The sequence below is a fragment of the Thiomonas sp. genome, assembly GCF_034007205.1.
In the GTDB taxonomy this organism is placed as follows: Bacteria; Pseudomonadota; Gammaproteobacteria; order Burkholderiales; family Burkholderiaceae_C; genus Thiomonas.
On sequence record NZ_JAVERI010000009.1, the window covers coordinates 40,653 to 64,546 of the forward strand.

18 protein-coding genes are annotated in these 23,894 nt (G+C 66.5%); 10 read left to right on the forward strand and 8 right to left on the reverse strand.

The genetic code is table 11. The features are described from left to right. Nucleotides 1–24 precede the first annotated feature (24 nt). Entirely contained in the window at nt 25–2,025 is a 2,001-nt protein-coding gene (secD, locus tag RBR52_RS08925) for a protein translocase subunit SecD (protein WP_320376858.1), read from the reverse strand. A gap of 109 nt (nt 2,026–2,134) precedes the next feature. After that, the gene (yajC, locus tag RBR52_RS08930) at nt 2,135–2,470 is read right to left on the reverse strand and encodes a preprotein translocase subunit YajC (RefSeq protein WP_320376859.1); all 336 of its coding nucleotides are present in this window, start codon (nt 2,468–2,470) and stop codon (nt 2,135–2,137) included. A 178-nt stretch (nt 2,471–2,648) separates the two neighbouring features. On the opposite strand from yajC, the gene argC reads away from it, so the two are divergent. Together argC and erpA are read left to right on the forward strand one after the other, a co-directional pair. Next, nucleotides 2,649–3,707: an N-acetyl-gamma-glutamyl-phosphate reductase gene (gene argC, locus RBR52_RS08935; RefSeq protein WP_320376860.1), complete on the forward strand. Its 1,059-nt coding sequence runs from the start codon at nt 2,649–2,651 to the stop codon at nt 3,705–3,707. Nucleotides 3,708–3,793: 86 nt separating this feature from the next. Continuing rightward, nucleotides 3,794–4,171, forward strand: a complete 378-nt coding sequence (erpA, locus tag RBR52_RS08940) for an iron-sulfur cluster insertion protein ErpA (protein ID WP_320376861.1) — start codon at nt 3,794–3,796, stop codon at nt 4,169–4,171. A 53-nt stretch (nt 4,172–4,224) separates the two neighbouring features. Here erpA and RBR52_RS08945 read toward each other — a convergent pair whose 3' ends face one another. From RBR52_RS08945 to RBR52_RS08955, 3 genes are read right to left on the reverse strand one after another with little or no spacing between them, the layout of a single operon-like run. Beyond that, on the reverse strand, nt 4,225–5,337 hold the full coding sequence (locus RBR52_RS08945) for an anhydro-N-acetylmuramic acid kinase (protein ID WP_320376862.1): 1,113 nt from the start codon (nt 5,335–5,337) through the stop codon (nt 4,225–4,227). Beyond that, nucleotides 5,327–6,727 (reverse strand): M23 family metallopeptidase, encoded by a 1,401-nt coding sequence (locus RBR52_RS08950; RefSeq protein ID WP_320376863.1) that lies wholly within the window; start codon nt 6,725–6,727, stop codon nt 5,327–5,329. Before RBR52_RS08950 ends, RBR52_RS08945 begins: the two co-directional genes overlap by 11 nt. Then, the gene (locus tag RBR52_RS08955) at nt 6,720–8,150 is read right to left on the reverse strand and encodes a M23 family metallopeptidase (RefSeq protein WP_320376864.1); all 1,431 of its coding nucleotides are present in this window, start codon (nt 8,148–8,150) and stop codon (nt 6,720–6,722) included. Before RBR52_RS08955 ends, RBR52_RS08950 begins: the two co-directional genes overlap by 8 nt. Before the next feature lie 285 nt (nt 8,151–8,435). Here RBR52_RS08955 and tyrS point away from each other — a divergent pair, with 285 nt between their 5' ends. Next, nucleotides 8,436–9,689 carry a tyrosine--tRNA ligase gene (gene tyrS / locus RBR52_RS08960; RefSeq protein ID WP_320376865.1) on the forward strand — a complete coding sequence of 418 codons (1,254 nt, stop codon included), beginning with the start codon at nt 8,436–8,438 and terminating at the stop codon, nt 9,687–9,689. Nucleotides 9,690–9,853: 164 nt separating this feature from the next. Here tyrS and uvrA read toward each other — a convergent pair whose 3' ends face one another. Beyond that, entirely contained in the window at nt 9,854–12,757 is a 2,904-nt protein-coding gene (uvrA, locus tag RBR52_RS08965) for an excinuclease ABC subunit UvrA (protein ID WP_320376866.1), read from the reverse strand. A gap of 267 nt (nt 12,758–13,024) precedes the next feature. Here uvrA and RBR52_RS08970 point away from each other — a divergent pair, with 267 nt between their 5' ends. The 7 genes from RBR52_RS08970 to RBR52_RS09000 all read left to right on the forward strand — a co-directional run bounded on the left by RBR52_RS08970 (nt 13,025) and on the right by RBR52_RS09000 (nt 21,321). Then, nucleotides 13,025–14,287: an MFS transporter gene (locus RBR52_RS08970; protein WP_320376867.1), complete on the forward strand. Its 1,263-nt coding sequence runs from the start codon at nt 13,025–13,027 to the stop codon at nt 14,285–14,287. Nucleotides 14,288–14,388: 101 nt separating this feature from the next. Next, a complete protein-coding gene (gene ssb / locus RBR52_RS08975) occupies nt 14,389–14,862 on the forward strand; it encodes a single-stranded DNA-binding protein (RefSeq protein WP_320376868.1) in 474 nt (157 codons plus the stop codon). 226 nt (nt 14,863–15,088) lie between these two features. Then, the gene (gene glnE, locus RBR52_RS08980) at nt 15,089–17,830 is read left to right on the forward strand and encodes a bifunctional [glutamate--ammonia ligase]-adenylyl-L-tyrosine phosphorylase/[glutamate--ammonia-ligase] adenylyltransferase (protein WP_320376869.1); all 2,742 of its coding nucleotides are present in this window, start codon (nt 15,089–15,091) and stop codon (nt 17,828–17,830) included. 172 nt (nt 17,831–18,002) lie between these two features. Then, nucleotides 18,003–19,631, forward strand: a complete 1,629-nt coding sequence (locus RBR52_RS08985; RefSeq protein WP_320376870.1) for a cytochrome ubiquinol oxidase subunit I — start codon at nt 18,003–18,005, stop codon at nt 19,629–19,631. Between the two features lie 5 nt (nt 19,632–19,636). Beyond that, nucleotides 19,637–20,770, forward strand: a complete 1,134-nt coding sequence (cydB, locus tag RBR52_RS08990) for a cytochrome d ubiquinol oxidase subunit II (RefSeq protein ID WP_320376871.1) — start codon at nt 19,637–19,639, stop codon at nt 20,768–20,770. Nucleotides 20,771–20,784: 14 nt separating this feature from the next. Continuing rightward, nucleotides 20,785–20,997 (forward strand): hypothetical protein, encoded by a 213-nt coding sequence (locus tag RBR52_RS08995; RefSeq protein WP_320376872.1) that lies wholly within the window; start codon nt 20,785–20,787, stop codon nt 20,995–20,997. Nucleotides 20,998–21,117: 120 nt separating this feature from the next. Further along, a complete protein-coding gene (locus tag RBR52_RS09000) occupies nt 21,118–21,321 on the forward strand; it encodes a hypothetical protein (RefSeq protein ID WP_320376873.1) in 204 nt (67 codons plus the stop codon). A 40-nt stretch (nt 21,322–21,361) separates the two neighbouring features. On the opposite strand, the gene eda is transcribed toward RBR52_RS09000, so the two are convergent. Both eda and edd read right to left on the reverse strand, forming a co-directional pair. Next, nucleotides 21,362–21,985, reverse strand: a complete 624-nt coding sequence (eda, locus tag RBR52_RS09005; RefSeq protein WP_320376874.1) for a bifunctional 4-hydroxy-2-oxoglutarate aldolase/2-dehydro-3-deoxy-phosphogluconate aldolase — start codon at nt 21,983–21,985, stop codon at nt 21,362–21,364. After that, nucleotides 21,982–23,877, reverse strand: coding sequence for a phosphogluconate dehydratase (edd, locus tag RBR52_RS09010; protein WP_320376875.1), 1,896 nt, complete (start codon nt 23,875–23,877; stop codon nt 21,982–21,984). Before edd ends, eda begins: the two co-directional genes overlap by 4 nt. Between the last annotated feature and the right edge of the window lie 17 nt (nt 23,878–23,894).

Here is a 23,894-nt window from a genome sequence, read left to right on the forward strand (position 1 = left end):
GTGAGTCTTGGCGTCGGCGCCGGGTCAATGCACCTTGCGGCGCGGCTTGGTGCTGCGGGGTGTGGGCGCGCCCGGCGGCTTGCCTGCCTTCACCGCGTCGCTTGCGGCCTCGGACGACCGCGCGCCAGCCGGCGCCTTGGCTGCCGCGGCCGTCGTCTTGCCCGCTGCTGCGGGTTCGGGCTTCCAGATCTGGCCGATGGAAATGCTGTGCAGACGGCGCTTGCGGCCATACCAGAGGTTGATGATGCCGCGCGAGAAAAACACCGCCGAGAACATCGAGGTGAGAATGCCCAGCACATGCACCACGGCAAACCCGCGCACCGCGCCCGAGCCGAAGATGAGCAGCGCGACACCGGCGATCAGGGTGGTGACGTTGGAGTCGAAAATCGTCGCCCAGGCGCGCTCATAGCCGTGGAAGATGGCGTTTTGCGGGCTCGCGCCATTGCGCAGTTCTTCGCGCACGCGCTCGTTGATGAGCACGTTGGAGTCGATGGCCATGCCCAGCGCCAGCGCCATGGCGGCGATGCCGGGCAGGGTGAGCGTGGCCTGCAGCATGGAGAGCACCGCCACCAGCAGCAGCAGGTTGACCGCCAGACCGATGGATGACACCACGCCGAAGAACATGTAGTAGATCGACATGAAGATGACGATGGCGACGAAGCCCCAGGTCACCGAATGGAAGCCCTGGCTGATGTTCTGCTGGCCCAGGCTGGGGCCGACGGTGCGCTCTTCGATGATGCTCATCGGCGCGGCCAGCGCGCCTGCGCGCAGCAACAGCGCGGTGTCGTTGGCTTCCTGCACGGTCATGTGGCCGGAGATCTGCACCCGGCCCCCGGCGATTTCGCTGCGGATCACCGGCGCGGTGATGATTTCGCCGCGGCCGCGGTCGAACAGAATCATCGCGGTGCGCTTGCCGACGTTCTCGCGCGTGACCTCCTGGAAGATGCGCGCCCCCTTGGAGTCGAGGGTGAGGAACACGGCGGGCTCGTTGGTCTGCTGGTCGAAGCCGGGCTGGGCGTCGGTGAGGTTGTCGCCGGTGAGCAGCACGTCGCGCTTGACCACGAGTTTGCCGCCGTCGCGGTCGGGGAAGATCTGGTCGCCGGGCGGCAGCGGTCCCTGCCCGGCCAGCGCCGCCTGTGCGGCGGCGCTGTCATCGACCATGCGCACTTCGAGCGAGGCGGTGCGGCCCAGAATGTCCTTGGCGCGGGCGACGTCCTGAATGCCCGGCAGTTCGACCACCACGCGGTCGCGCCCCTGCTGCTGGATGATGGGCTCGGCCACGCCGAGTTCGTTGATGCGGTTGTGCAGCGTCTGGATGTTCTGCTTGATGGCGTAGTCTTCTTCCTGCGACACGGCCGCAGGCGTCAGACTGGCGCTGAGGCTGTAGGGGCCTGCGGGCGCTTGCGCGGCCAGTTGCAGGTCGGGGTGCTGGCGGGCGATGAGTTCCTTGGCCGTATTCAGCGCGCTGGAGTCGACGAACACGCCCTGAAGGGTGTCGCCCACGCGCTCCAGCTTGGTGTAGCGCGCGTCCTTGTCGCGCAGGTCGCGGCGGAGTTCTCCGGCGATCGAGTCGAGCTTTTTGTGCACCGCCGCCTGCATGTCCACCTGCAGCAGAAAGTGCACGCCGCCGCGCAGGTCGAGGCCGAGATACATGGGATGGGCATTGAGGGCGGTCAGCCACGCGGGCGAGCGCGACAGCAGGTTGACCGCCACCACATACTGCGGATCGGCGGGATTGGGGTTGAGCGCCTTGGCCAGCACATCGCGCGCCTTGAGCTGCACGCTGGTGTTGCTGAAGCGGTAGTTGACCGTCGTGCCGTTGAAGTCGGCCGAATCGGGCTTGAATCCGGCGGCGTCGAGAATCTGCTCGCCCTTGAGCAGCAGGGCGTTGTCCACCTTGCCGCCGTTGGTGCTGGAAATCTGCACCGAAGGGGATTCGCCGTACAGATTGGGCAGCGCATACACCACGCCCACCACCAGCACGACGACCATGATGAGGTACTTCCACCAGGGATAGCGATTCATAGCAACAACCTCGATTCACCCGCAGATCCGCCACGGGCTGAAATGAAAAAGACCGCACAGAACCGGTCTGCACGGCTGGGCACGCAGGGGCGGGCCGGGTGCTGCGCGCTCAGACCCCGCTCTTGATCGTGCCCTTGGGCAGCACCAGGGTCACGGCGCTGCGCTGCACCTGCACTTCGGTGTTGGCCGCGATTTCCAGCCCGATGTAGTTCTCGCCCACCTTGGTGATCTTGCCGACCACGCCGCCCGTGGTGACGACCTCGTCGCCCTTGGCCAGCGCGGCCAACATGGCGCGCAGCTCCTTCTGCTTCTTCATTTGCGGGCGCAGCATGACGAAGTACAGGATGACGAACATCACGATGATGGGCAACAGGCTCATCAGCGTGGAACCTGCACTGGGTGCGGGGGCGGCGGCTTGCGCGTGGGCAACGGAAATAAGGTTCATGGGGAACGGGAACGGTGAATTTCATCGGCATCCTGGCTCGTGGCCAGGGTCGGTCAACCGCGTATTGTCGCAAAGCTGAGGGCAGGCGCCGCAAATTTGTTCAAATCCCTCTGGCGGCGCTCGCGTTGCTTTCGCACAAAGCCCATAAGATGTCCGCTTTCCTTTCAGGCATCGCATCATGAAGCGTCTGCGTATCGGCATCGTCGGCGGCACCGGCTACACCGGGGTGGAACTGTTGCGCCTGCTCGCGCGCCACCCCCAGGCCGAACTGGCCGCCATCACCTCGCGCAAGGAGGCGGGCACGCCGGTGTCCGAGCTGTTCCCCAGCCTGCGCGGACAGGTCGATCTCACCTTCACCACCCCCGACGACGCACCGCTGCATACCTGCGATGTGGTGTTTTTCGCCACGCCGCATGGAGTGGCCATGGCGCAGGCGCGGCGGCTGCTCGATGCCGGGGTGAGAATCATCGATCTGGCCGCCGACTTCCGGCTGAAAGACGTCGCCGAGTTCACCCTTTGGTACGGCATGGAGCACGCCTGCCCCGATCTGTTGCAGGAAGCGGTTTACGGCCTGCCGGAGCTGCACCGCGAGGCCATCGCCCGTGCCCGCATCGTCGCCAATCCAGGCTGCTATCCGACCACGGTGCAACTGGGCTTCGCTCCGCTGCTGCGCACGCCTGGCCTCTTGGACTCCAGCCACCTCCTGGCCGATTGCGCCTCGGGCATCTCGGGCGCAGGCCGCAAGGCGGAAATCGGCCTGCTGTTCAGCGAGGCTTCGGACAATTTCAGGGCCTATGGGGTCAAAGGCCACCGCCACGGGCCGGAAATCAACGAACAACTGCGCCGCATCGCCGGAGTCGAGCCCGGCAGCGACGCGGTCGACTGCCTGTTCGTGCCGCATCTCACCCCCATGATCCGCGGCATGCACGCCACGCTCCACGCCCGCCTCACCCCCGCCGGGCAGGTCCTCGATCTCCAGCATCTCTACGAGACTTTTTACGCGCAGGAGCCCTTCGTCGACGTACTGCCCTCGGGGGGTGCCCCCGAAACCCGCTCGGTGCGCGGCGCCAATACCCTGCGGCTGGCCGTGCACAAACCGCGTCCCGACAACGCACTGATCCTGGTCGTGCAGGACAACCTCACCAAAGGCGCATCGGGGCAGGCGGTGCAGAACATGAATGTGATGTTCGGCCTGCCCGAAAGCATGGGACTGGACGGCCTGGCGGTCCTGCCCTGATTCCGGCAAAACCGCCGACCTAAAACCGCAGCCGCGAACAGGGTCTTGCGCGGTACTAAAATCGGGCCAACTTTAAGGAGTGCCTCATGAGCGCCATGTTTGATACCGCAACCGCTGCCGAAATGGCCGCACCGCCCGCCCCGCTGCTGTTCACCGACAGCGCCGCGGCCAAGGTCAAGGAACTGATCGACGAGGAAGGCAACACCGATCTGAAGCTGCGCGTGTTCGTGCAGGGCGGCGGCTGCTCGGGCTTTCAATACGGCTTCACTTTCGACGAAGCCGTGAACGAAGACGACACGCAAATGGTGAAAAACGGCGTCACCCTGCTGATCGACGCCATGAGCCTGCAATACCTGGTCGGCGCCGAAATCGACTACAAGGAAGGACTCGAAGGCGCTCAGTTCGTCATCAAGAACCCCAACGCCACCACGACCTGCGGTTGCGGTTCGTCGTTTTCGGTGTAATCAGGCTTTTCGCCCCGCCTCAAACCGCCTTGGAAGGCGGTTTTTGTTAGGTTTCAGGCAGGATAGATCGCGCCGAGCACCCGCGGGCCGGCGGCGCCGGTAACGGACGGCAGGTTGCCCGGCAATCCCAGCAGTGTTTGTTGCGACAGCCAGGCAAAGGCAGCGGCCTCGACCTGTTCGGCAGGAATGCCGCGGTCGTCGCTCAAAAGGCAGGTCACGTTGGGCAGCATCTGTTGCAGGCGGCTGAGCAGGTCGGTGTTGCGCGCCCCGCCGCCGCAGACCACCAGATTGCACACGCCGGGCATGGCGCGCAGCAAGGCCTGCGCCACGCTGTGCGCGGTCAACGCCGCGAGCGTGGCCTGCACGTCCTGCGGCGACAAAGAAGCCTTGAGTGTTCGCAGATGGCGCTCCATCCAGGCCGGATGAAAATCATCGCGCCCGGTGCTCTTGGGCGCGGGGCGGGAGAAGTAGGGATCGGCCAGAAATTGCGCCAGCAAATCCGCCTGCACCACGCCGCCTGCCGCCCATTCGCCCTGCGCGTCGTAAGGCTGCCCGAGATGGCGCTGCGCCCAGTGGTCGAGCAGGGCGTTGCCGGGGCCGGTATCGAAACCTGAGGTGCGGCCATCGGCAAACAGCAGGCTGAGATTGGCGAATCCACCGAGGTTGAGCACGGCGACATCGACGCCGGGCATGGCGAACACGGCGCGATGAAACGCGGGAACCAGCGGCGCACCCTGGCCGCCCGCGGCCACGTCGCGGCTGCGAAAGTCGGCCACCACTGTGATGCCGCAGCGCTCGGCGAGCAAGGCGGGGGCATTGATCTGCACGGTGTAGCCGAGATCGGGGCGGTGGCGCACGGTCTGCCCATGTGCGCCGATGGCGCGCACCGAGGATGCGCGCACACCGCTGGCGTGCAGCAGGGCGGCGATGACTTCGGCGTAGAGATCGACGAGTTGCCGTGCGGCGAGGGCGCTGCGGTGGAGTTCGTCGAATCCAGCCGCGTTGAGGGCGAGACATTCCTCGCGCAACCCGGCGGGAAAGGCCAGTGCCGCATGGGCCTGCACCTTCGGCTGCGCATCGCCTGGCGATTCAAGCAGCACGCCGTCGACCCCGTCGAGCGAGGTGCCCGACATCAGGCCGATGAACAAGCCCGGTTCAGTCGACACGCGCCAGCCGCACCGCGTCGCCGCTGCCAGCGGCCTGCGCGAGCTGGGTGCGCATCACCGCTGTCGCCGCGAAGAACGAAGCCTTCTCGCCCGGTGGCAAGGGTTTGCCCTGGGGCACATAGCTGGCCATGCGCAGCGGATCGATCAGGCGCCCGGCGGCGTGAAATTCGAAATGCAGGTGCGGCCCGGTGGAGGTGCCGGTATTGCCGGTCTTGCCGATGATCTGGCCTTTGGACACGGACTGTCCCGGCCTGACGGCGATGCGGCTCAGGTGGGCATAGACCGTCTCGAAACCGCCGGGGTGCGCGATTTTGATCACATTGCCATAGCCGCTCTGCATCCCGGCGAACTTCACCCGGCCCTCGGCGACGCTGGGCACCGGGGTGCCGATGGGGGCCTTGAGATCGACGCCCTCGTGCATTTCCCGCCTGCCCCGCACCGGATGCAGGCGCATGCCAAAGGGCGAAGTGACTCTGGCCCCCGGCAGCGGCGAGGGGGCCCAGGTCTTTTCCAGGCCTTCGCCGGACGGCGTGTAATAGCCGCCGTGGGCGTCACCGTGCGCGGCAAACCACACCGCCTGACGCACCACGCCGCGGCTGCGCACCTGCGCAGCCAGCAGGCGGCCCGGGCGCAGCTCACGGCCGTCGAGGGTCTGCATCTCGTACACCAGCGCCACCTGATCGCCCTTGCGCAGGCTGCGGCGCAGGTCGATCTGCGGCGCGAACGCCTTGACCAACTGCATGCCGACCGAATAGGGGACGCCGGACTGGCTCAGTGCGGTCGTCAAGGCGCCGCGCACGGAAACGTTGGCGAGCCGCGTGCGGGGTTCGAGCCTGCGTTCGGTGGCCGAGACCTGCAAGGCGCCGTCGGCGCCAGGACGCACCATCAATTCGCGCCAGACCGGGGCGGCGAGCGGGTCGGCGCCTGCGGGCAGGGGCAGCACGGCGGTGAGTTGCACCAGCTCGCCTTGCGCGTTGAGCTGCGCCCGCACCGGGTCAGGCCCGGGGCCCGCGGTCACCAAGGCGCGCATATGCGCATTCTGGGCCAGTTGCGCGACGGTGGCCGGATCGGTCACGCCCAGGCGCTTGAGCAATTGCTGTACCGTGTCCCGACGCTGCACCGAGGTGCTACTGGCATAAAGCAGATCCGTCCCGGCCAGCGCTTCGGTCTGACCCTGCACATCGTTGTCGAACACGGTGGCGACGATGGTGCGCGGCGGCATGGGCGGCTGCGCCTCGACCAGGGCATAGGCCCCGGCGCTGCTCAGCAGCAGGAACCCGCCAACGCTGGCAGCCAGACGCCGCGGATGCGCTCGCAATACCTGCGCCGCTTCAGCCGCGCGTTGCGACACCCAAAGCGCGGCTTCTTGAGCACGGAACGGCTTAACCATGCTGCGCCCCCTTGGTGGCTGTCGCAGCGGCGTCCACCACCGGATTGCGACCGTCGATGACGGCCAACAGATGACGCGACTCGGCGGTCTGGGCCAGAAATTCCGGCTTGAGCGCCGCCGGAACCGGCCTGCCCTTGGGGGCGTAATGCGCTAGATCGAGCGGATCGACCGGCTTGCCGTGCACGAAAAACTGGAAGTACAGATGCGGCCCGGTGGACCAGCCGGTATTGCCCGACAGCGCCACCACCTCGCCCTGCTGGACCGGCTCGCCCGCATGCACCTTGAACGCGCTCAGGTGCGCATAGATCGTGGCGAAGCCGCCGGGATGAACGACCTTGACGTACTTGCCGTAGCCCGTGCCCCAGCCGGCGTACGCCACACGACCATCGGCGATGGTCTTGACCGGGGTGCCCACGGGAATGGCCAGATCGATGCCCTTGTGGAATTCATGGAAGTGCTTGACCGGGTTTTCGCGCCAGCCCCAGCCCGAGGTGATGCGGTTGTAAGGCAGGGGCGACAGCAGAAAGGCCCGGCCCAGGCTGCCGCCATTGGGCGCGTAATAGCCCGAGACCTTGGCGTCACTCTTGGCGTCGAACCACACGGCCTTGTAATCGTGGCCCTGGTTGACGAACTCCGCCGACACCAGGCGGCCGTCGGCCAGCGTCTGGCCCTGGGCCTGGTACACGCGGTACACCACGTGGAAGCGGTCGCCCGGACGCAGATCGCGCCGGAAGTTGATGCGCGTATCGAACACGTCGATCAGTTGAGACGCCACGCTGTACGGCATCCCGGCCTGGTCGGCTGCGGCAAAAAAGGTCGAATCAACCGTGCCGCTGGCCACGCGCAGGACCGGCTGAACGAGGCGCGACTGCGTCTGCACGTCCCAGCCCTGCGGCGTGGCCTTGACCGTGAGCTCACGCCACTGGCGCGCATCATTCGAGCCGTCGGCCAGCGGCTCGAGACCGGGCAGCCGCCCTTGCAAGGATTGAAGCTCGCCCAGATTGCTCACCTGCGCGCTCACCACGCGGCCGGGGTCCCCGGCGACCAGCGCCCGCAGACGGCGCAGCGCGCTGAGCTGGCGCAACTGCTGCGGATCGGTCACCTGCAGACGGCGCAGCAGCGATTCGACGGTATCGCTCGCGCGCACATGCGCCGTGGTATAGACCACCTGATCGGCATTGGAGAGCTGTTCGGCCTGTTGCGGCGCGGTGCTCGCCACCGCCACACTCACCCAGGTCGGCGCGGGCGGATGCGCCTGCGGACCTTCGTAAGCCAGGGCAAATGCGGCGGCGCTGGTCAACAGCAGCGAACCGCCCACACCCGCCAACACCCGTTTGTGATGCCGATGCACCCTATCGACCAGACCCCGGGCCAGACCCCGCGCGCCTTGCGCCGCGGATTGCTTGAATTCGACCAAAGACATTCCCACTCCACACACTTCAGGCAATGGCGCGCGCGCCATTGCCGACAATGGAAAGTGGCGCCGAAGGCTGCGCCTCCGACACCGTGAGGGCGCCACGCACAACGGGCGGCGAGACGCGGCAAGCATCTTCGAGCCCACCCTGGGCGCCGCTGGAAACCCAGCGGCTGCGCGCCGGGCTCCAACGATCACGCTGTGGCACCGAATACACTGCCCCCTGAAGCAGGGCGCAGCACGGATAAAGCCGCGAGTCTAACAGCCCCCTTCGCCCTCTTTTCGATTGCCCCCATGATGGACTCAAATTCCCCCGCAGACCTTCCCGACGATGTGCGCCGGGCACTCGACATCACCCAGCGCGGCTGCGCCGAACTGCTGGTGGAGGCCGACTGGATCGCCAAACTGACCCGCAGCGCCCGCACCGGCCAGCCCCTGCGCATCAAGCTCGGCCTGGACCCCACCGCCCCCGACATTCATCTCGGCCACACCGTGGTGCTCAACAAGCTCAGGCAGTTGCAGGATCTGGGCCATACGGTCATTTTTCTCATCGGCGACTTCACGTCCCGCATCGGCGACCCCTCCGGGCGCAACGCCACCCGCCCGCCGCTGACGATCGAGCAGATCAAGGCCAACGCCCAGACCTATTACGCCCAGGCCAGCCTGGTGCTCGATCCGCAAAGAACCGAGATTCGCTACAACTCCGAATGGAGCGAGCCGCTGGGCGCCGACGGCATGATCCGCCTGGCCGCCAAATACACGCTGGCGCGGCTGCTCGAGCGCGACGACTTCACCAAGCGCTTCAAGGAAGGCGTGCCCATCGCCCTGCACGAGCTGCTCTACCCGCTGATGCAGGGCTATGACTCGGTGGCGCTCAAGAGCGACCTCGAACTCGGCGGCACCGACCAGAAGTTCAACCTGCTGGTCGGGCGCGAACTGCAGCGCGAATACGGTCAGGAGCCGCAGTGCATTCTCACCATGCCGCTGCTCGAAGGGCTGGACGGGGTGGAGAAAATGTCCAAGTCCAAGGGCAATTACATCGGCATCCAGGAGCCGCCCGCGACCATGTTCGCCAAGCTGCTGTCCATCAGCGACACGCTGATGTGGCGCTACTTCGAGCTGCTGTCCTTCCGCCCGATGAGCGAGATCGCCGCGCTGCAGGCCGAAGTCGAAGCCGGGCGCAACCCCAAAGAGGCCAAGGTCATGCTGGCGCGCGAAATCGTCACCCGCTTCCACTCTGCCGCGGCGGCCGACGCGGCGCAGGCCGACTTCGCCCTGCGCGCCGCGGGCGGCATTCCCGACGACATTCCCGAAGTGCGCCTGACCCTGCCCGAAGGCGGGCTGGCGCTGCCGCAGGCGCTCAAGCAGGCCGGTCTCGTGTCCTCCGCCTCGGAGGCCGTGCGCATGATCGAACAGCGCGGTGTGCGCATCGACGGCACGGTGGTCGAAGACCGCGCGCTCAAGCTCGGCGCGGGAGCGGTGGTGTTGCAGGTGGGCAAGCGCAAGTTTGCGCGGGTCAGTTTGAGGGGGTCAGGTCTAGCTTCGTAGCATCGAAAGCTATAAAGCCAGCCCCCTGATCCAGTCCTGGCGCCCTTCATGGGCGGGGGTGGTGGGGGGGGCATAGGGGCGTTGAATCAAGCGCCTACAACCCCCTCCCAACCTCCCCCACAAGTGGGGGAGGGGTTTTCGAGGTTTCCTTCAGCCTTGCTTGCCTACTCGCTGCGCTGCGCCCGACCTGACGCCGCGTTTGCGAGACGCTGCGCCAAATACGGCCCGGTGACGCTGTCGGGATGCGCGGCGAGCGCTTCGGGTGTGCCCTCGGCGATGAGGCGGCCGCCGCCGGCGCCGCCCTGCGGGCCGAGCTCGACGATCCAGTCGGCGCTGGCGAGCACGTCGAGGTTGTGTTCGATGATGACGATGGTGTTGCCCGCCTCGCGCAGCCTGAACAGCACGCCCAGCAGCAGTTCGATGTCGGCGAAATGCAGGCCAGTGGTGGGCTCGTCGAGGATGTAGAGGGTGCGCCCGGTGTCGCGCCTGGAGAGTTCGAGCGCCAGTTTCACCCGCTGCGCCTCGCCGCCCGACAGGGTGATGGCCGACTGCCCGAGGCGGATATAGCCCAGCCCCACCTCCTTGAGCGTCTGCAGCTTGCGGGCGATGGCGGGCACGGCCGAGAAAGTCTCCAGCGCCTGATCCACGGTGAGATCGAGCGCCTGCGCGATGTTCAGGCCGCGGTAGCTGACTTCGAGGGTCTCACGGTTGTAGCGCTGGCCGCCGCATACGTCGCAAGGCACGTAGAGGTCGGGCATGAAGTGCATTTCCACCTTCACCGCACCGTCGCCCTGGCAGGCCTCGCAGCGCCCGCCCTTCACATTGAAGGAAAAGCGTCCGGCGTCGTAGCCGCGCTCGCGCGCCACGGGGGTCTGCGCGTAAAGCTCGCGGATGGGGGTGAACAGCCCGGTATAGGTGGCCGGATTGCTGCGCGGCGTGCGGCCGATGGGCGACTGGTCCACCGCGATCACCTTGTCGAGTTGATCGAGTCCGTCAAGGGCGGCATAGGGCGCGGCCTCCAGCCCGGCGCGGTTGAGCTCGCGCGCGCAGGCCGCGTAGAGCGTATCGTTGATCAGCGTGGATTTGCCCGAACCCGACACCCCCGCCACGCAGGTGATGCGCCCCAGCGGAAAGCGCGCGGTGACGTCGCGCAGATTGTTGCCGCAGGCGCCGCTCAGGGTGAGCCACCGCTCGGGCGCGGCGTGCTGCCTCGGCTTGCCGCGAAACACGCTGCGCGTGCCGCTCAGGTAAGCGCCGGTGATCGAGTTCGGATCGGCCATGATGCTCTGCGGCGTGCCCTGGGCAATGATGCTCCCGCCGTGCTCGCCCGCGCCGGGGCCCATGTCCACCACATGATCGGCGGCGAGGATGGCGTCGCTGTCATGTTCCACCACCAGCACGCTGTTGCCCAGGTCGCGCAGGCGCTTGAGGGTGGCGATCAGCCGGTCGTTGTCGCGCTGGTGCAGGCCGATGGAGGGCTCGTCGAGCACGTACATCACCCCGGTCAGGCCCGAGCCGATCTGGCTGGCCAGGCGGATGCGCTGCGCCTCGCCGCCCGAGAGGGTGTCGGCGCTGCGGTCGAGGGTGAGGTAGTCCAGCCCCACGTCGATGAGAAAGCGCAGGCGGCTGCCGATTTCATGCACCAGCCGCGCCGCCACTTCGGCGCGCTGGCCTTCGAGCTGCAGCGCGCAAAACCAGTCGCGCAGCTCGCGCAAGGGGCGTGCGGCAAGCGCCTGCAGACGCTCGCCGCCGACGGTGACGTGGCGCGCAATCGGCCCGAGCCGCGCGCCCAGGCAGTCGGGGCAGATTTGCACGGTGCGCATGCGCGCAAGTTCTTCGCGCACCGCCGGGCTGTCGGTCTCGGTCCAGCGCCGCTCCAGATTGGGAACGATGCCCTCGAAGGGATGCGTCTTGACCGTGGGCTTGTTGCGGTCACTCAGATAGGTGAAAGCGATGGCCTGCGCCCCGCTGCCGTGCAGCAGCACCTGACGCACCGCCTGCGGCAATTGTTCGTAGGGTGTGTCGAGATCGAAGCCGTAATGCGCGCCCAGCGCCTGCAGCATCTGAAAGTAGAAGGCGTTGCGTTTGTCCCAGCCGCGAATCGCGCCGCTGGCCAGACTGAGCTCGGGGTGGGCCACCACCCGCGCCGGGTCGAAGCGCTCCACCTGCCCCAGGCCGTCGCAGGTGGGGCAGGCGCCCGCAGGATTGTTGAAGGAGAACAGCTTGGGTTCGAGCAGCGGCGCCGTCGTGCCGCAGATCGGACAGGTGGGACGGCTGTGAAACACGGTGAGCTCGCCGCTGTCGGCGTCGAGAGCTGCCACCTGGCCGTCGGACAAACGCAGCGCCGTCTCCAGGCTCTCGGCCAGACGCTGACGCAGGTCGGGGCCGGTCTTGATGCGGTCCACCACCACCTCGATGCGTTGCGGCGGCGGGGCATCGGGGCCGGGCAAGTCCTGCGCATCGACCACCACGCCGTCGAGCCGAAAGCGCACGAAGCCCTGCGCCCGCAGCGCCGCCAGTCGCCCGGCGGCCGAAGCGCCCATTTGCGCCGCAGGCAGCGGCGCGAGAATGAGCAGCCGCCGTCCCTCGGGCCAGGCGACGAGCGCATCGACCATCTGCGAAATGGTCTGCGCCTGCAAGGGCTGGTCGGGATGATGCGGGCAATGCGGCGTGCCGGCGCGGGCGTACAGCAGCCGCAGGTAGTCGTGGATTTCGGTCACCGTGCCCACGGTGGAGCGCGGGTTGTGGCTGGTCGCCTTCTGCTCGATGGCGATGGCCGGTGCCAGCCCTTCGATCAGATCGACATCGGGCTTTTCCATCAACTGCAGAAACTGCCGCGCATAGGCCGACAGGCTTTCCACATAGCGGCGCTGCCCCTCGGCGTACAGCGTATCGAAGGCCAGCGACGACTTGCCCGAACCCGACAGCCCGGTGATGACCACCAGCTTGTTGCGCGGCAGATCGAGCGAGATGTTTTTCAGATTGTGGGTGCGCGCCCCGCGCACGCGAATCAAGGCCTCGGCCTGGGTGCTGGCCGGCGGTTCAAACGAGGAGGCGGGGTCATTCATGGGCGAAGGCGAAAAGCCACGGCGAAAAAGCGAACCCGACACTATAAGGCGCGCCACCCCATGGGGCCCATCTCGTGCGCAGGCCGCCGTCAATCGGCGTGTCGAATCCGGTCACTGATGAAACCGCATGTAATCCTGGGCACTTCTCGACAGATTCCGTCACGAAGCAACCCGGCGCATCGTGGAAAATGCGCTTTCCATCGCATTGGCAAGTTCAAGCGCCTTGTTTTTCTCGGACGCCCTCGCGGCCCCTCAGCATTCGACACCATGGCCTCAAAATCTTCCCGACGATCCAAGACGACCGACCCCAAGGATGCAATGACCTCGGCCGAGCGCCGCGCCAGCAGCACGCTGGCGTCAATCTACGGTCTGCGCATGCTCGGGCTGTTTTTCATCCTGCCGGTGTTCGCCATCTACGCCGAGCACCTGCCGCACGGCCACGACAAGTTTCTCGTCGGTCTGGCGCTGGGCATCTACGGCCTGACGCAGGCGGTGCTGCAAATTCCCTTCGGCGTGGCCAGTGACCGCTTCGGGCGCAAGCCGGTGATGGTCGTCGGGCTGCTGATCTTCGCCATCGGCTCCTTCATCGCCGGGGCGAGCGACAACCTCTACCTCATCATCATCGGCCGCGCCATTCAGGGCGCCGGGGCCATTTCGGCGGCCATCTCGGCCATGATCGCCGATTCCACCCGCGACCAGCACCGCACCAAGGCCATGGCGATGGTGGGCATGACCATCGGCTTTTCCTTCATCGTCTCGCTGGTGTTGGGCCCGCCGGTGTATCACGCCATTTCGGTGCCCGGCATGTTCGACCTCACCGGCATCCTGGCGATCATCGCCATTGCCGTGATCATCTGGGTCGTGCCCAACGTGCCCATGACCACGCCCTCCGAAGAGGTGCAAGGCCACTGGGCGCAGGCGGTGTTCACCCCGGCGCTGCTCAAGCTCGACTTCTCGATCTTTGTCGTCAACTTTCTGCAGGTGAGCATGTTCGTCGTGGTGCCGGTGGCGCTGGTGAAATACGCCGGCATTCCGCTGCTGCATCACTGGATGGTCTATCTGCCGGTCACGCTGATTTCTTTCGCGCTGTCCATTCCCGGCATCATCTACGCCGAGAAATACGGCTATATGAAGCCCGTGTTCGTCGGCGGCGTGGCGCTGCTGGTGCTCACCATGCTGGGCTTTGCCGCAGGCTACAAACACCCCGTGGCGCTCATCGCCGCGCTGTTCTTCTTCTTCCTCTCGTTCAACCTGATGGAAGCGCTGCTGCCCTCGCTGGTGTCGCGCACCGCGCCGGCCAACCGCAAGGGTCTGGCGATGGGCATCTACAACACCGGGCAGTCGCTCGGCCTGTTCGCCGGCGGCGCGGTGGGCGGCTGGCTGGCGCATTACAGCAGCGAAGACGTGTTTTTCGCCGCTGCCGCGCTGGCCGCGCTGTGGCTGCTGGTGTCGTTCACCATCCAGCCCCCGCCCAGACGCCACAAACCCGCCGAAGCCGACGCCGCCCCGGCGCAGCCGCAGAACGCCTGATCTGCACTGACCCTGATCTGCACTGCCCGTTAGTCCCCGCAGGCGTTATGCTTGCCGCCATCGTCCCGCAGCCCGCGGGTCGCCGCAATTCAGGACACCTCATGGCCTCCGTCAACAAAGTCATTCTCGTCGGCAACCTGGGCCGCGACCCCGAAACCCGCTTTGCCCCCAGCGGCGCCGCCATCTGCAATGTCAGCATCGCCACCACGCGCAACTGGAAAGACAAGACCAGCGGAGAAAAACGCGAGGAAACCGAGTGGCACCGCGTGGTGTTCTACGACCGTCTGGCCGAAATCGCCGGGGAATACCTCAAAAAAGGTCGCCCGGTGTACGTGGAAGGCCGCCTGAAAACCCGCAAGTGGACCGACAAGGACGGCGTCGAGAAATACACCACCGAGATCATCGCCGAAGACATGCAGTTGCTCGGCGGACGTGAAGGTGGCGCAGAAGGCGAGGCCTACAGCCGCAGCCGCGAAGCCGCCCCGGGCCGCGCAGCCCCCAGCCGCACCCCCGCTGCGGCCGAGAGCAAGCCGGCGGGCGACTTCAGCGACATGGACGACGACATTCCGTTCTAAAACGGAAAAAACAGTTTTTGTGGGTACAAGCCCGCGCCCTATTTAGGGCGTGGGCTTTTTCACGGCGCGTCCGGCCCGTGGATCGCCCAGGAGAGGCGCCGTCCAATCGGGATTTGCGCGGCATCATGGATTCCTGCACCGGGGCGTCAGACACTGAGCAGGCGCGATGCAGCCCGGGGCATGCTGCCCTATGCTGCGCGCTCATTGCCGTTGCCGGACCCGCCCGATGGAGTTGTCGCAGTTTTCCCGCTTTTATCGCCGCCATGTCGGCCGCTTCGACGAGGTGATGGCCTGCTGGCCGCCGGGCATTCCTGCGCGGGGCGGGATCGACGCGGCCATTGCCGCCTTGCAGCAGGCGGGAGCGCCGCTGCCTGTGGCGCTGCGTCGGGTGCGCAATGCGCTGATGCTGCGGCTCATCGAGTCGGATCTGTCGGGCGCGCCGCTGGAGGCGGTGTGCATCGGCATCAGCGATCTGGCCGAAGGCGCGGTGGCCGCCGGGCTGCGCGCGGCGCACGCCGAGCTGCAACCGCGCTTTGGCGTGCCGCGCACCGAGGCGGGCGAGGAAGCGCAGTTTCTCGTGGTGGGCATGGGCAAGCTGGGCGGACGCGAGCTCAACGTGTCGTCCGACATCGATCTGGTGTTCGTGTACGACGAAGACGGCGAAACCGACGGCGCCGTGCGCCTGAGCAACCGCGAGTATTTCGGCCGTGTGGTGCGCGCCTTCGCGCCCATGCTGTCGGATGTCACCGCCGACGGTTTCGTGTTCCGGCTCGATACCCGGCTGCGACCCAATGGCGACAGCGGCCCGCCGGTGGTCAGCCTGGCGATGCTGGAGGAGTATTTTCTGGTGCAGGGCCGCGAGTGGGAGCGGTTCGCCTGGCTCAAATCGCGCGTGGTTTCCCCGCTGCAGAGCACCGCAGCGCAGCGGGCGGCGCAGGGTCTGGCGGCGGTGGTCGAGCCCTTCGTCTGGCGCCGGTATCTGGACTTCGGCATGCTCGAAGCGCTGCGCTCGCTGCACCGGCAGATTCGGGCGGAGGCGACCAGGCGCGCCGTGGCCCGGCCCGACAAGGCCAACGATGTCAAGCTGGGACGCGGTGGCATCCGCGAGATCGAGTTCATCGTGCAACTGTTGCAGGTGGTGCGCGGCGGGCGCATGCCGCAGATTCGGGAACGCGCCACCCTGCCCGCACTGCAATTGCTGACGCAGCAGGGCTTGCTGCAGGCCGAAACGGCCGGTCGGCTGGCGTCGAGCTATCGCTTTCTGCGCCGCCTGGAGCACCGCATCCAGTATCTCGACGACGCCCAGACGCACAGTCTGCCTGCCGACGATGCCGACCTGCACGCCCTGGCCTGGGCGATGGGTTTCATCGATGACGACGCGCAGCGCCGCGGTGCCTGCCCCAGGGGCTGCAAGCTGCTGCGCGAGCTCGACAAGGTGCGCGAGTTCGTCGCCAGCGAGTTCGACGCCCTGCTGCACAACGGGCCGCAATGCACCGGCTGCTGCAAACCGTCCGAGAGCCTGGAGGCGGTACGGCACCATCTGGCCAAGGCGGGTCTGGCGCACGACGCCGTCGTGACGCGGTTGAAGGCGCTCGAAACCTCGCCGCGCTACACCGCGCTGAGTGATGCGGGGCGGTTGCGGCTGCTGCGCGTGCTCGACCGGGTGATCGGCATGGCCGCCGGGCGCCCCACGGCCGAGGTGTGCCTGAACCGCGTCATCGATCTGCTCGAAGCCATCGGGCGGCGCGAAACCTATCTGGCGTTTTTCGCCGAACAGCCCGCCGCGCTCGCCCGGCTGTGCAACGTGCTCGAAACCTCGGCCTGGGCGGCCGATTACATCAAGCGCCATCCCGCCGTGGTGGATGAACTCATCAGCCCGCCGAGCGAGCGTTTCAACGCCCAGGACTACCGGCTCGATTTGTTGCAGCAACAGGCGCGGCTGCTGGAGTCGGGCCGCTGGGATGCCGGCGAGGGCATGGATCTGTTGCGGCAGGGCTTTCACGCCGAGATGTTCCGCACCCTGTCACGCGATCTGGCCGGGCTCATCAAGGTCGAGCAGGTCGCTGATGAACTCTCGGCACTGGCCGACGCCACGGTGCAACTGGCGCTGCAGTGGTGCTGGCAGGAGATGCCGCGCAAGCACCGCGAGCAGCCCGCCTTCGCCGTCATCGCCTACGGCAAGCTGGGCGGCAAGGAACTGGGTTACGGCAGCGATCTCGACATCGTCTTCCTCTACGACGATCCGGCCGAGAACGCGCAGGATCTCTACGCCGCCTTCGCCCGCAAACTGGTGTGGTGGCTCACGGCGCACACCGCAGCGGGGCGCCTGTTCGAGATCGACACCCGGCTGCGACCCAACGGCAATGCCGGATTGCTGGTCACGAGCGTGGAGGCTTTCGAGCAATATCAGCGCGGGCGGGGCAGCAACACCGCCTGGACCTGGGAACATCAGGCGCTCACCCGGGCGCGGTTTTGCGCGGGCGATCCGGCCATCGGCGCGCGCTTCGAGGCCATCCGCACCGCTGTGCTCACCACCCGGCGCGACCTTCAGGCGCTGCGCGCCGAAATCCTCGCCATGCGGCAAAAGGTGGCCGACGGCCACCCCAACCGCAGCGATTCGTTCGACGTGAAGCACGACCCCGGCGGCATGGTCGATGTGGAGTTTGCCGTGCAATTCATCGTGCTGGCGCACGCCGCCGACTACCCGCAGCTCACCGCCGATCTGGGCAATATCGCCCTGCTCGGCATGGCCGAGGCGCTGGGCCTGCTGCCTGCCGGGGTCGGCCGAGCCGCGGCGGACGCCTACCGCGAGCTGCGCCGCGTCCAGCACCGCGAGCGCCTGGCCGGGGCGGACGCCGCGCGTGTGGCCGCCGACGCCATGCAGGCCGAGCGCGCCGCCGTATCGGCGCTCACGCAAGCGGTATTCGGCAAGGGTGCGCCTTGCGCCGAGCGGCAGCCCTGCCTTTGAGCGGTTTGCTGACAACACACAGGCTAGGGAATTCCCTGATATTGCTCCAAATCAAAAAAATGAGATACATCGGCGCCTATCCTTAGGCAGCGTTCTTCGCGGCCCAGGTTGAAGCCTATCCTCTGCCCGATGCCGCGAAAGACCCGCAAATCGACACAACAGGAGCGCCAACATGATCGACACCCTCGTCGTGGACTTGTCGCGGTGGCAGTTCGCCGCCACCGCGCTGTACCACTTTCTTTTCGTCCCCCTCACCTTGGGCATCAGCTTCATGATCGCCGCCATGGAGACGGTTTACGTCACCACCGGCAAAACGATCTACCGCGACATGACCCAGTTCTGGAGCAAGCTGTTTCTCATCAACTTCGCCCTGGGCGTGGCCACCGGCCTGACCATGGAATTCGAGTTCGGCACCAACTGGTCTTTCTATTCCGGTTTCGTCGGTGACATCTTCGGCGCTCCGCTGGCCATCGAGGGCTTGATGGCGTTCTTCATGGAATCGACCTTCATCGGCATGATGGTCTTCGGCTGGAAGCGCCTGTCCAAGGGCCAGCACCTGCTGGTGACCTATCTGGTGGCGATCGGCTCCAACCTGTCGGCGCTGTGGATTCTGGTGGCCAACGGCTTCATGCAAGGCCCCCAAGGCGCCGCCTACAACCCCATCACCATGCGCATGGAACTGACCAACTTCGGCGCGCTGATCTTCAGTCCCGACGCGCAGGCCAAGTTCGTCCACACCAGCATCGCCGGTTACGTCACGGCCGCTGTGTTCGTCGCCGGGGTGAGCGCCTGGTACATTTTGCGCAACCGCCACCTGGAACTCGCGCGCCGTTCCTTCCGCATGGCGGCGCTGTTCGGCGTGCTGTCCACCGCAGGTGTCATCACCCTGGGCGACGCGCTGGGTTTCGTCGGCGCGCACGCCCAGCCGTCCAAGCTGGCCGCCATGGAAGCCATGTGGCAGACGGAAGCTGCTCCGGCGCCATTCAATGTCATCGCCTGGCCGATGCAGGATGAGCAGAAGAACGCCTGGCAGATCCAGGTGCCCTATGTGCTGACCCCGCTGCTGACGCACACGCTCGACAAGGTCGTGCCCGGTGTCGATCAGATCGAAGCCGAGGCTGCGGTGCGCATCAAGAATGGCATCCCGGCGGTCGAAGCGCTCAAGGCGCTGAGCAAGAACTCCAACGACGCCGCCGCCCTGGCGCAGTTCAAGGCGCATGAAAAGGATCTGGGCTACGGCCTGCTCTTGACGCGCTATGCGCCCGACCAGGACGTGTCCAAGGCCACCGATGCCGATATCGCCAAGGCCGCCAAGGACACCATTCCCCAAGTCTCGGTGGTCTTCTGGGTCTTCCGCTTCATGGTCGGCCTGGGCTTTCTGATGCTGGCCTACTTCGTCTACGCCGCCATGCTCACCATCACCGGCAAGCTCGAACAGCCGCAAAACCGCTGGTTCCTGAAACTCGCGCCGTGGATGATCCCCGTGCCCTTCATCGCCTGCGAACTGGGCTGGCTGACTGCGGAAATCGGTCGTCAACCGTGGGCGGTGTTCGGCATGCTGCCCACTTGGATGGCCGCGTCCAGCCACAGCGTGGGCTATATGGTCTTCTCGCTGATCGGCTTCGTCTCGCTCTACTCCATCTTCATCGCCGTGGAGATGTACCTGATGGTGCGGGCGATCAAGCAAGGCCCGGAAGAGCATGGCACGCCGTCCACTCCCGTCAGCCGCAAGCCGCAACCCTCGTTCGGCGGTGGTTTCGCCCCCAACCCGGCCGCTCCGATGAGCGCGCATAAGGAGTAAAAGTCATGGACTTGTATCTCATTCTTCAAGTCTTGTGGTGGTTCCTGCTCGGCATCCTGTTCGTCGCGCTGGGCACCATGGTCGGCATGGACATGGGCGTGGGCACGCTGCTGCGCTTTGTCGGCAAGACCGATACTGAGCGCCGCGCCATGCTCGCCGCCATCGGCCCGCACTGGGACGGCAATCAGGTGTGGTTCATTCTCGGCGGCGGCGCGATCTTCGCGGCCTACCCGCTGATCTACGCCACCTCGTTTTCCGGCCTGTATGTGGTCATTCTGCTGCTGCTGTGGAGCATGATCGTGCGCCCGCTGGGCTTCGAGTACCGCAGCAAAATGCCCTCTCCTGCATGGCGCAATGCCTGGGACTGGACGCTGCTGCTCAGCGGCGCGCTGCCGATGATCATTTTCGGCGCCGCCATGGGCAATATGCTGATGGGCGTGCCCTTCCACTTCCAGTGGGATCTGCGCTCGGTCTACACCGGCAGCTTCATCTTCCTGTTCAACCCGTTCTCGGTGCTGGCTGGATTGCTGTCGCTGTCGCTGTCGATCTATATGGGCGGCGTGATGATCATGGGCCGCACGCCCGATCCGATCTCGGGTCGCGCCAAGGCTGCTGCGGGCTATGCCGCGCTGGCCGCCATCGTGCTGTTCGCGGTGCTGGGGGTGTGGGTCAGCCTGGTCAACGGCTACAAGATCGTGAGCTTCCCCGGGGCCGGCGTGCCGCAAACCCCGCTGCAGCAGACGGTCGAGCTGGTGCCCGGCGGCTGGCTGTCCAACTACAAGTCCTACCCCATCCTCTGGATCGTGCCGCTGCTCGGTTTTGCCGGTATGTTCCTCGGCTGGATGAGCGTGCGCAGCAACAAGCACACGCTGGCCTGGTGGCTGGGCGCGGTGTCGTGGATCGGCGTCATCGGCACCATCGGTGTGGCCATGTTCCCCTTCCTGATGCCGTCGAGCTCCAACCCCTCGCAAAGCCTGACCCTCTGGAACTCCATTTCCAGTGAAAACACACTGCTGTGGATGGCCGGCTGGGCTCTGGTATTCGTGCCACTTATCTTCTGGTACACCGGCTGGGCGTTCTATGTCATGCGCGGCAAGGTCGATCCGAAGGAAGTCGAAGCCGATCCCCACGCTTACTGAACCAGGAGTTCGTCATGAAAGATCTGTCTTATTTCATCCTGTACTTGATTGCTGCTTTTGTCGGGATCCTCTGCTTCGGCATCATCCTGGGCGACTACGCGCCGTGGTACCTGGCGTGGATCTTCGGCACCGCGATGATCGTGCTGGTTTCGGCCGGCGCGGGCGCTCTGTATGACGCCCAGGAAGAAGCTCGCCGCAACGGCGGTGCTGCGCATGGCGGGCACTGAACCGTAACTGCACCGAAGGCTCTCGCATCATTGCAGGGCCTTGCTCCGGGCCAGGGCAACCTGGCCCTTTTTATCGAACCTTCGGTTTATCGAAACCTCCGTTTTTCATGGATGGATGCAATGAAAAAACTGTTGTCTCTCGCGCTGTTCCTGATCTGCGGGGCGGCGGTGCTCTTCCTTGGCATCCTCGTGGGTGGCAACGCCTCGTGGTACATCGCCTGGATCCTCGCCACTGCCTTCTTTGTCCTGCTGGCGGCAGGCGCCATCATGTGGTTTGATCGGCTGGACGAACCCCGTGCGGCAAAGCCGCCCAAACTGCACTGAACCAGCGAATTGAATCCTGCGAACCGGGCCCCGCGCTCACTTACTGCCGCAACGCCGCCGCTTCGCGGGCCAGTGCGGTGATGGCGTCCCAGTCGTGCATAGCGAGAAGCGATTCGGGCGCCAGCCACGAGCCGCCCACGCAGCCCACATTGGGCAAGGACAGATAGGCGGCTGCATTGCCCGGATGAATGCCCCCGGTGGGGCAGAACAGCAGTTGCGGCAGCGGCCCGTACAGCGATTTGAGCAGCGCCTGCCCGCCCACGGCCTCGGCGGGGAAGAGCTTGAGCGCGGTGAAGCCCGCCTCCAGCGCCGTCATGGCCTCGCTGGCGGTGGCTACGCCGGGCACGAAGGGCAGGCTGCCGTGGCGCGCAGCCGCCAGTAGCGCTGGCGTCAGCCCCGGGCTGATGCCGAACAGGGCGCCGGCGTCCTGCGCGCGCTGCCAGTCGGCGGGGCTGAGCACGGTGCCCGCGCCCACCAGCGCACCGGGCACGCGGGCGCGAATCTGACGGATGGCGTCCAGCGCCGCCGGAGTGCGCAGCGTCACTTCCAGGGTGCGAATGCCGCCGGCCACCAGCGCCGTGGCCAGATCGACGGCCAGGCCGGGGTCGCGGATCACCAGCACGGGCATCACCGGCCCGGCGCGCAGCAGTTCTTCGGCGGTCATTTTTCGATTCCTGCAGTGGCGGGCATGGCGGACATGGCGTGCTCAGGTTCGTGCGTCCAGTCGGGATGCCGAAAACTGGTCGCGCCTTGCTCGGCGCCGTCCACATGCTGGCGGAAGGCGGCGAACAGCTCGCGGCCCACGCCGTATTGGCGGCGGCTCAGGTCGATGGCCTGCGCCTGCCGCGTGGCCCAGACCTCGGGCGGCACTTCGGCGTTGACTTGTCCGGTGTGGGCGTTCAGGGTGATGCGGTCGCCATCGCGCACCCTGGCGATCGGCCCGCCGTGCACGGCTTCAGGCGTGACGTGGATGGCCGAGGGCACTTTGCCGGATGCGCCCGACATGCGCCCGTCGGTGACCAGCGCCACCTTGAAACCGCGATCCTGCAGCACGCCCAGCGTGGGCATGAGTTTGTGCAGTTCGGGCATGCCGTTGGCCGCCGGGCCCTGAAAGCGGATGACGGCGACGAAATCGCGCTCGAGTTCGCCGCGCTTGAAGGCGGCGAGCAGATCGTCCTGATCGTCGAACACCAGGGCCGGCGCGGTGATCTCGCGGTACTCGGGCTTGACCGCAGAGACCTTGATGATCGCGCGCCCCAGGTTGCCGGTCATGAGTTTGAGACCGCCGTCCGGGGCGAATGGATCGGCCACGGGCCGCAGGATGTCGCGGTCGAGCGAGTCGCCATTCACGCCGCGCCAGACGAGCTGACCGCCGTCGAGCCCAGGTTCCTGCGCGTAGCGCGCCAGCCCCGGCCCGGCCACGGTCTGCACATCGGCGTGCAGCAGCCCGGCGGCGAGCAGTTCGCGGATGACAAAGCCCATGCCCCCGGCAGCGTGGAACTGATTGACGTCGGCGCGGCCGTTGGGGTAGAGCCGGGTGAGCGTGGGTACGGCCTTGGAGAGATCGTCGAAATCGGTCCAGTTGATGTCGATGCCCGCCGCCCTCGCGATGGCGACGAGGTGGATGGTGTGATTGGTCGAACCTCCGGTGCACAGCAGGCCGACCAGGCCGTTGACGATCACGCGCGCATCGACCAGTTCGCCGATCGGGGTGTACTCCGACCCTTCGGCGGAAATCGCCACCGCGCGGGTGGCGGCCGCGCGGGTGAGCGCCTCGCGCAGCGGCGTGCCGGGGTTGACGAAGGCCGAGCCGGGCAGGTGCAGGCCCATGATTTCCATCAGCATCTGGTTGGAGTTGGCCGTGCCGTAGAAGGTGCAGGTGCCCGCGCTGTGATACGACTGCATCTCGGCTTCGAGCAGCTCGGCGCGGCCGATCTTGCCTTCGGCATACAGCGCGCGGATGCGGGCCTTTTCGTCGTTGCCCATGCCGCTGGTCATCGGCCCGCCGGGCACGAAAATGCCGGGCAGGTGACCGAAAGCCAGCGCGCCGATCAGCAGACCCGGCACGATCTTGTCGCACACGCCCAGATACAGCCCGGCGTCGAACATCTGATGGCTCAACGCCACGGCCGTCGCCATGGCGATGACATCGCGCGAAAACAGCGACAGCTCCATCCCCGCCTGCCCCTGGGTCACGCCGTCGCACATCGCGGGCACGCCCCCGGCGAACTGCGCGGTGGCGCCCGCCGCCTGCGCGGCCTCCTTGATCCACGCGGGAAACGCGCCCAGCGGCTGATGCGCCGAGAGCATGTCGTTGTAAGCGGAAACGATGGCCAGATTGGGGCGAGATTGCGGAGTGATCTCCTTGAGCAGCAATTTGGCGGAAGTCGGGGCGGCGGCCATCGCGTGCGCCAGATTGGTGCACGACAGATGCGCGCGCTCGACCTTGCCGCCGCGCGCCGCGCGCAAGCGCGCCAGATAGGCCTCGCGCCGCGCCGCGCTGCGCGCCTCGATGCGCTGCGTCACAGCGGCCACCACGGGATGCAAAGAAGACATGGCAACTCCAAACAGTC